The sequence below is a fragment of the Actinomycetota bacterium genome (genome assembly GCA_036280995.1).
GTDB lineage: Bacteria > Actinomycetota > CALGFH01 > CALGFH01 > CALGFH01 > CALGFH01.
The window spans coordinates 1-5869 of the sequence record DASUPQ010000858.1 but is presented as its reverse complement, the minus strand read 5'-3'; the positions used below and the strand labels follow the sequence as shown (position 1 = coordinate 5869).

The following is a 5869-nucleotide window of genomic DNA, read 5'->3' as shown; positions in this document are numbered from 1 at the left end:
CCATGGCACAGGCGCCGTTGGGGGGCCGTGGAGGGAGCGAGCTCCCCCCACATGGAGCAGGGACGGCGGCAGCTTGAACGCCCAATGACCGCTAGCCGCAGGCGGCGAGTCAGAACGCCTCGTTCACGTTCTCCTGGGACTGCTTGCGTTCGCGTTCCTCTTCGAGGGCGCGGTCGTCGGCGTCCTCGCCGAGGAGATGGCCGGTCTCCTCCTGGAGGAGCTCGTCGCCGGCGTCGCGACCCGCGGCCTGGTTGTCGAACCCGGAACCGGCATCGGTGCTCATGGGATCACCTCCCGACCCCTACCCTGCCCGGCGGCACGGCGCGCAAACGGCTTCCCTCGGGCTGGCCGGCGCCGTAGTGGTCGAGGGCCTGCATGGCCGTCTCGACCAGGATCCGCACGCCGACGGCGATGGCGCGCTCGTCCACGTCGAAGGAGGCGGCGTGGATGTCGAGGTCGGTGCCGGGGATACGGACGCCCAGGCGGGCCATGGAGCCGGGGATCTCCTCCAGGTACCAGGAGAAGTCCTCCCCGCCCATGCTCTGGGGGGCGTTGAGGACGGCCTCGTCGCCGATGGCGCTCCGGGCGGCGGTGGCGAAGACGGCGGTCGCCTCCTCGTCGTTGACCACCGGGGGGGCGCCGCGCTGGTAGTCGAGGCGGTAGCTGATCTGGGTGTAGGGGGCGACGGTGGCCTCCAGGATCCGCTCGACCAGCTTCTGGGCCTCGCCCCAGACGGCGCGGTCCAGCACCCGCAGGGTGCCCCTGGCCACGGCGGTCGTGGGGATGGCGTTGTGCACGGTGCCGGCCTCGATCGCCCCGAAGGTGATGTTGAGGGCGGCCCGGGTGTCGACCAGGCGTGACAGCGCCGCCGGCAGGTCGGTGACCACCCGGCCGATGGCGTAGACCAGGTCGGCGGTCAGGTGCGGCCTGGCCGTGTGCCCGCCCGGCCCGGTCAGGTGCACGTCCACCTGGTCGGAGGCGGCGGTGATGGCCCCGACCCGCACCCCGAGCCGGCCCACCTCCAGCTTGGGGTCGCAGTGCAGGGCGTAGATCGCGCTGACCCCTTCCAGCACCCGGTCGGCGATGACGTCGATCGAGCCGCCGGGCAGGCACTCCTCGGCCGGCTGGAAGACCAGCCGGACCCGGCCCCGCAGCCGGTCGGCGTGCTGGGCCAGGGCGAGGCCGACCCCGAGCAGGATGGTGGTGTGCACGTCGTGGCCGCAGGCGTGGCAGACCCCGGGGACGGTCGAGCGGTAGGGCACGTCCTTCTCGTCCTGTAGGGGCAGCGCGTCCAGGTCGGCCCGCAGGGCCACCGTCGGCCCGTCACCGTCGCCGATGTCGCAGATCAGCCCCGTCCCGGTCGACAGCAGGCGGGGGCGGAGGCCGACGGCCTCCAGGCGGCGGGCGACCAGGGCGGTGGTCTGGCGTTCGGCCTTGCCGAGCTCGGGATGGGCGTGGAGGTGGCGCCGGAGGTGGATGAGCTCGGGGTTGTGTGTGGCCAGGAACGCTGAGAGGTCGAGAGTCACGGTATGGCTGGCTTTGGTGTGGGCGTCAGGCGATCGGTGCGGAGCTCCGTGACCAGGCTGTCAACGACGTCGGTCATGGCGCCCCCCGCGGCAATAACCTCACGCTGTCGGATGTAGCTCGGACCACGCTCCATGATGGCGAGCGCGTTGCGCAGCTCGTCGCTGCAGTCGAGGCGGCGCGCGACCGGCGTCAGCTCTTCGACGAGCTCCTCGATCGCCTCCCGGACCGGCTGGAGCCGGCCCTCGTCGTCGAGGATGATCTCGGCGTCGAGCCCGTACCGGGCGGCCCGCCACTTGTTCTCGCGGATGATCCAGCTCCTCGGGACCGGCAGCGTGTAGCCCCGGTCCATCAAGGTGTTCAGCCGGTCGACCAGGCACTGGCTCATGGCCGCCACGGTCGCGACCTCCCCCATCGTCGGCAGGCCGTCGCAGATGCGCAGCTCGACCGTGCCGAAGCCGGGGTGTGGCCGGATGTCCCACCAGACCTCGCGGATCGTGTGGATCGTCTTGGCCGAGATCAAGGTGTCCATGAACTGCTCGAACTGGTCCCAGCCGGAGAGCTGGTAGGGCACGCCGGCCGTCGGCAGGCCCTCGAACACCTTGCTGCGGCAGGAGGCCAGCCCGGTGTCGGCGCCCTTCCAGAAGGGGCTCGACGCCGAGAGGGCCAGGAAGTGCGGGATGTACATGGTGAGGGTGTTGACGATCGCCACCGCCTTCTCGGGCGAGCGCACGCCGACGTGGACGTGGATGCCGAAGATCTGCAGCCGCCGGGCCATCCACTGCATGTCCTCGATCAGCTGGGCGTAGCGCGGGCTCGGGCTGATCTCCTGCTTGGCCCAGTCCGAGAACGGGTGGGTGCCGGAGCACATCAGCCCCATGCCCCGCTCGTCCATGTACGGGTACAGCTCGCCGAGGGTGCCCTCGAGGTCCCGGCGGGCCTCGTCCACGGTCGTGCACACCCCGGTGATGATCTCGACGGTCGACTCGAGCAGCTCGTGCTTGGCCTTGGGGTGCTCCCCGTTGGGGTGGTCGTGCCCGAGCAACGGCAGCACCTCCGAGGCGCCGCTGCGAAGCTCGCGGGTCTCCAGGTCGACGATCTCGAGCTCGACCTCCACACCGAGACTGGACCGCTCCGAAGATCTGAAATCGATCTGCACGGGGGCTTCCCCTTGTCTGCTGCCGTTGTCGGGATGATACCGGCCCAGATTGCCCATGTGGAAAAGCAAGCCGGTCGAAACCGCTTGTCGGAGCGGGTTTCCCACATTTGTCCGCAGCCCTGGACGTCATTGTCCGCACCCGCTACGCGTAATACTGTAATGAGAATGCAGCAGGAAGAGGTCGTGCGCGAGGTGACCGCCTGGCTGGTCCGGCGGCTGCCCGGGACCTGGTTCGCCGGGCCGCCGGAGGTGACCGCCGACGGGGAGGAGATCCTCGTGGTCGGCCGGCTGCCCGACGGGGCCGAGGACCCGGTGGAGCGGGCGCGGCGGTTCCGGGAGGAGACCCGCGAGCCGCGGGTGCTGCTCGCCTCCGAGCTGGAGCGCCGCTACCGGCGCAAGGTGTCGTGGGGGGTCGACTGCGGCGACGAGCGGCTGCTGTTCACCACCCTGAGCGTGCCGGTGATGACGCGGCTGCGGCTGCCGGAGCGGCGGGTGCTCGACACCCTGATCGACGCCGGGGTCGCCCGCAGCCGCAGCGACGCCCTGGCCTGGTGCGTGCGGCTGGTCGGCACCCACGAGGCCGACTGGATCAGCGAGCTGCGCACGGCCCTGGTCGCCGTCAAGCGCGTTCGCGCCCAGGGGCCCGACCCGTAAGCCGTCAACTGGTGGGGGCTGTGGACAGCCGGTCGCGCGCCTTCCCGCCGGGGGCTACCCTCCCGTCCGGGGGCCCGGCCCGCGGTGCGGGCCTGCTCGGCACGCCCGACCGGGTCAGCCGGCGGCGCTGCGCCCCTGGAGCCAGGTGAGCAGGGTGCGGACGGTGACGCCGGTGGAGCCCTTGGCCAGGTAGCCGTCCTCGGACTCGGCGCGGGCGGGGCCGGCGATGTCGAGGTGGGCCCAGGGGAGGCCGTCGACGAACTCCTGGAGGAACAGGCCGGCGAACAGGGCGCCGCCGTAGCGGTCGCCGACGTTCTTGAGGTCGGCCAGGTCGCTCTCGATGTCCTTGCGGTACTCGGGCGGCAGGGGGAGGCGCCAGGTCGGCTCGCCGGCCTCGGCGGCGGCGTCCAGCAGCTCGGCGGCCAGGGCCTCGTCGTTGGCCATGAGGCCGGTGTAGCGGTTGCCGAGGGCGATCGCGCAGGCGCCGGTGAGGGTGGCGACGTCGATGATCGCGTCGGGCTTGGCGTCGGCGCCAAGGGCGAGGGCGTCGGCCATGACCAGGCGGCCCTCGGCGTCGGTGTTCAGGACCTCGACGGTCTTGCCGTTCTTCATGGTGAGCACGTCGCCGGGGCGGGTGGCGCGGCCGGACGGCATGTTCTCGGCCGAGGCCAGGTAGCCGGTGACACCGACCTTGACGTCCAGGTCGGCCAGGACGCTCATGGTGGCCAGGACCGCCGCCGCCCCCGACATGTCGGTCTTCATGGTCTTCATCGAGTCGGCCGGCTTGAGCGACAGCCCGCCCGAGTCGAAGGTGATGCCCTTGCCGACCAGGACCACCTGGCCGACCGCGTCCTTGGGGGCGTAGCGCAGCTCGATCAGGCGCGGCGGGTGCTCGGCGCCCTGCCCGACCCCGATGATGCCGCCGAAGCCCTCGGCGGCCAGCGCCTTCTCGTCCTTGACCTTGACGGTGACGCCCTTGCCGGCCAGCAGCCTGCGGGCGGCGGCGGCCAGGTCGGCCGGGTGCAGGGCGTTGGCCGGCTCGTTGGACAGGTCCCTGGCCAGGTTGGTGGCGGCCGCCCGGACCTGCCCGGCGGCCAGGGCGCCGGCCAGCCCGCCCGACCCTCGCCCCCCGCCGGTGTGCAGGGCCAGGGCGGTCAGCTCGGCCGGCCGCGGGGACCCGTTGGTCTTGGCCTGCTGGGCGTGCTTGTACTTGTCGAAGCGGTAGGCGGCCAGCAGCGCCCCTTCGGTCACCGCCTGCACGGCGCCGGCCGGGTCGGCGGGCAGCGCCTGGGTCAGGGTGGTCACCGCCTTGCGGGCCCCGCGGCCCTGGCGGACCACCGTGGCCGCGGCCCGGCGCAGCACCTCGGCGTCGACCTTGGCCCGCTCCCCCATCCCGACCAGCAGCAGCACGGTGGCCGGCAGCCGGCCAAGGGTCGGTAGGGCGGCCGCCTCGCCGGCCTTGCCGGTGAACCCGCGCGCCTCCAGCAGCGGCGCCACCGGCGCCCCCAGGGCGGCCACCGCCTCCTCGGCGCCCGGGCCCAGCTCCGGGCCGGCGAACACCGGCACGGCGAGCAGATCGGCCTTGGCGCTGACCGCGTCGGCCTTGGCGAGCGTGACCTTCATGGACCTTCGTCCCTCCGTCGGTGCAGGTGGCGGCAAGGAGCTAGGCTAGCAGTCCCATGGACCGAACCAGACTGGCCGACCTGATCGCCTTCGACGAGCGGCGCATGGCCAAGCACCGGGTGTTCGAGACCGACCGCACCCTGACCGACCTCTACTGCCTGGAACCGGGGCAGGAGCAGCTGCTCCACGTCCACGAGGGCTCCGACAAGGTCCTGGTGGTGATGGCCGGGCGGGTGCTCGTCCGGGTCGACGACGACACCGCCGAGGCCGGCCAGTACGAGGCCGTGCTCGCCGCCGCCGGGTCCAAGCACGCCCTCAAGAACCTCGGCCCCGAACCGGCCGTCCTGCTGGTGTTCGTCGGCCCCCGCCTGGCCTGAACGCCGGCCGCTCAGGACACCCAGTAGCGAGCCTGGTCGGTGACCCGCCAGGCACCGGCGCGGCGCTCCAGGACGAACAGGCCGCCGCTGTAGTCGAAGCCGAGGGCGCCGGCCGAGCTGGCCGCCAGGGCGAGCCGGTCGCCGCGGTCGGGCACCCCGCCGAGGTAGAAGAGGCGGCCGCCGGCGATCCGGCGCCACGGGTCGCCCGGCGACCGGTACTGCCCGGGAACGGGCTCGCTCGGGATCGCCGGGTCGTCCCAGTCCTCGACCAGCCGGATCCGGGGCAGGCCCTCGAACCGGGCCGCCTCCAGGCAGCGCCGCAGCGGCGCGGGGAACTCGGCGGTCGAGCGCGACGCCGGCGCCGGCGTCCGCTTCTCGTGCTCGGGGATGCCGGTCTCCTGGAGCTCGGGGACGGCGTGGTCGGCCAGGTACAGGACCTCGGTCCCGGCGACGCCGTGGGCGCGCTCGCGCACCAGGTGGCCGAGCATGGCCAGGTACACGTCGATCATCCGCGCCGTGGCCGGGTCGACCT

7 protein-coding genes are annotated in these 5869 nt (G+C 72.8%); 2 read left to right on the top strand and 5 right to left on the bottom strand.

Annotation, left to right across the window (positions count from 1 at the left end; genetic code table 11):
- Positions 1-109 precede the first annotated feature (109 nt).
- Genes VF468_28850 through VF468_28840 form a run of 3 tightly spaced genes read right to left on the bottom strand, consistent with a single transcriptional unit; the run spans position 110 to position 2683 of the window.
- Entirely contained in the window at positions 110-283 is a 174-nt protein-coding gene (locus VF468_28850) for a hypothetical protein (GenBank protein HEX5882296.1), read from the bottom strand.
- Positions 284-287: 4 nt separating this feature from the next.
- Entirely contained in the window at positions 288-1526 is a 1239-nt protein-coding gene (locus VF468_28845) for an amidohydrolase (protein ID HEX5882295.1), read from the bottom strand.
- Positions 1523-2683 carry a glutamate--cysteine ligase gene (locus VF468_28840; GenBank protein HEX5882294.1) on the bottom strand — a complete coding sequence of 387 codons (1161 nt, stop codon included), beginning with the start codon at positions 2681-2683 and terminating at the stop codon, positions 1523-1525. Before VF468_28840 ends, VF468_28845 begins: the two co-directional genes overlap by 4 nt.
- A gap of 165 nt (positions 2684-2848) precedes the next feature.
- On the opposite strand from VF468_28840, the gene VF468_28835 reads away from it, so the two are divergent.
- Positions 2849-3337, top strand: coding sequence for a hypothetical protein (locus VF468_28835; protein ID HEX5882293.1), 489 nt, complete (start codon positions 2849-2851; stop codon positions 3335-3337).
- Between the two features lie 114 nt (positions 3338-3451).
- On the opposite strand, the gene VF468_28830 is transcribed toward VF468_28835, so the two are convergent.
- Positions 3452-4960, bottom strand: coding sequence for a leucyl aminopeptidase (locus VF468_28830; GenBank protein ID HEX5882292.1), 1509 nt, complete (start codon positions 4958-4960; stop codon positions 3452-3454).
- 56 nt (positions 4961-5016) lie between these two features.
- Here VF468_28830 and VF468_28825 point away from each other — a divergent pair, with 56 nt between their 5' ends.
- A complete protein-coding gene (locus VF468_28825; GenBank protein HEX5882291.1) occupies positions 5017-5337 on the top strand; it encodes a cupin domain-containing protein in 321 nt (106 codons plus the stop codon).
- An 11-nt stretch (positions 5338-5348) separates the two neighbouring features.
- Here the strand turns inward: VF468_28825 and VF468_28820 are convergent.
- A partial coding sequence (locus VF468_28820) for a hypothetical protein (protein HEX5882290.1) occupies positions 5349-5869 on the bottom strand: 521 nt, incomplete at its 5' end.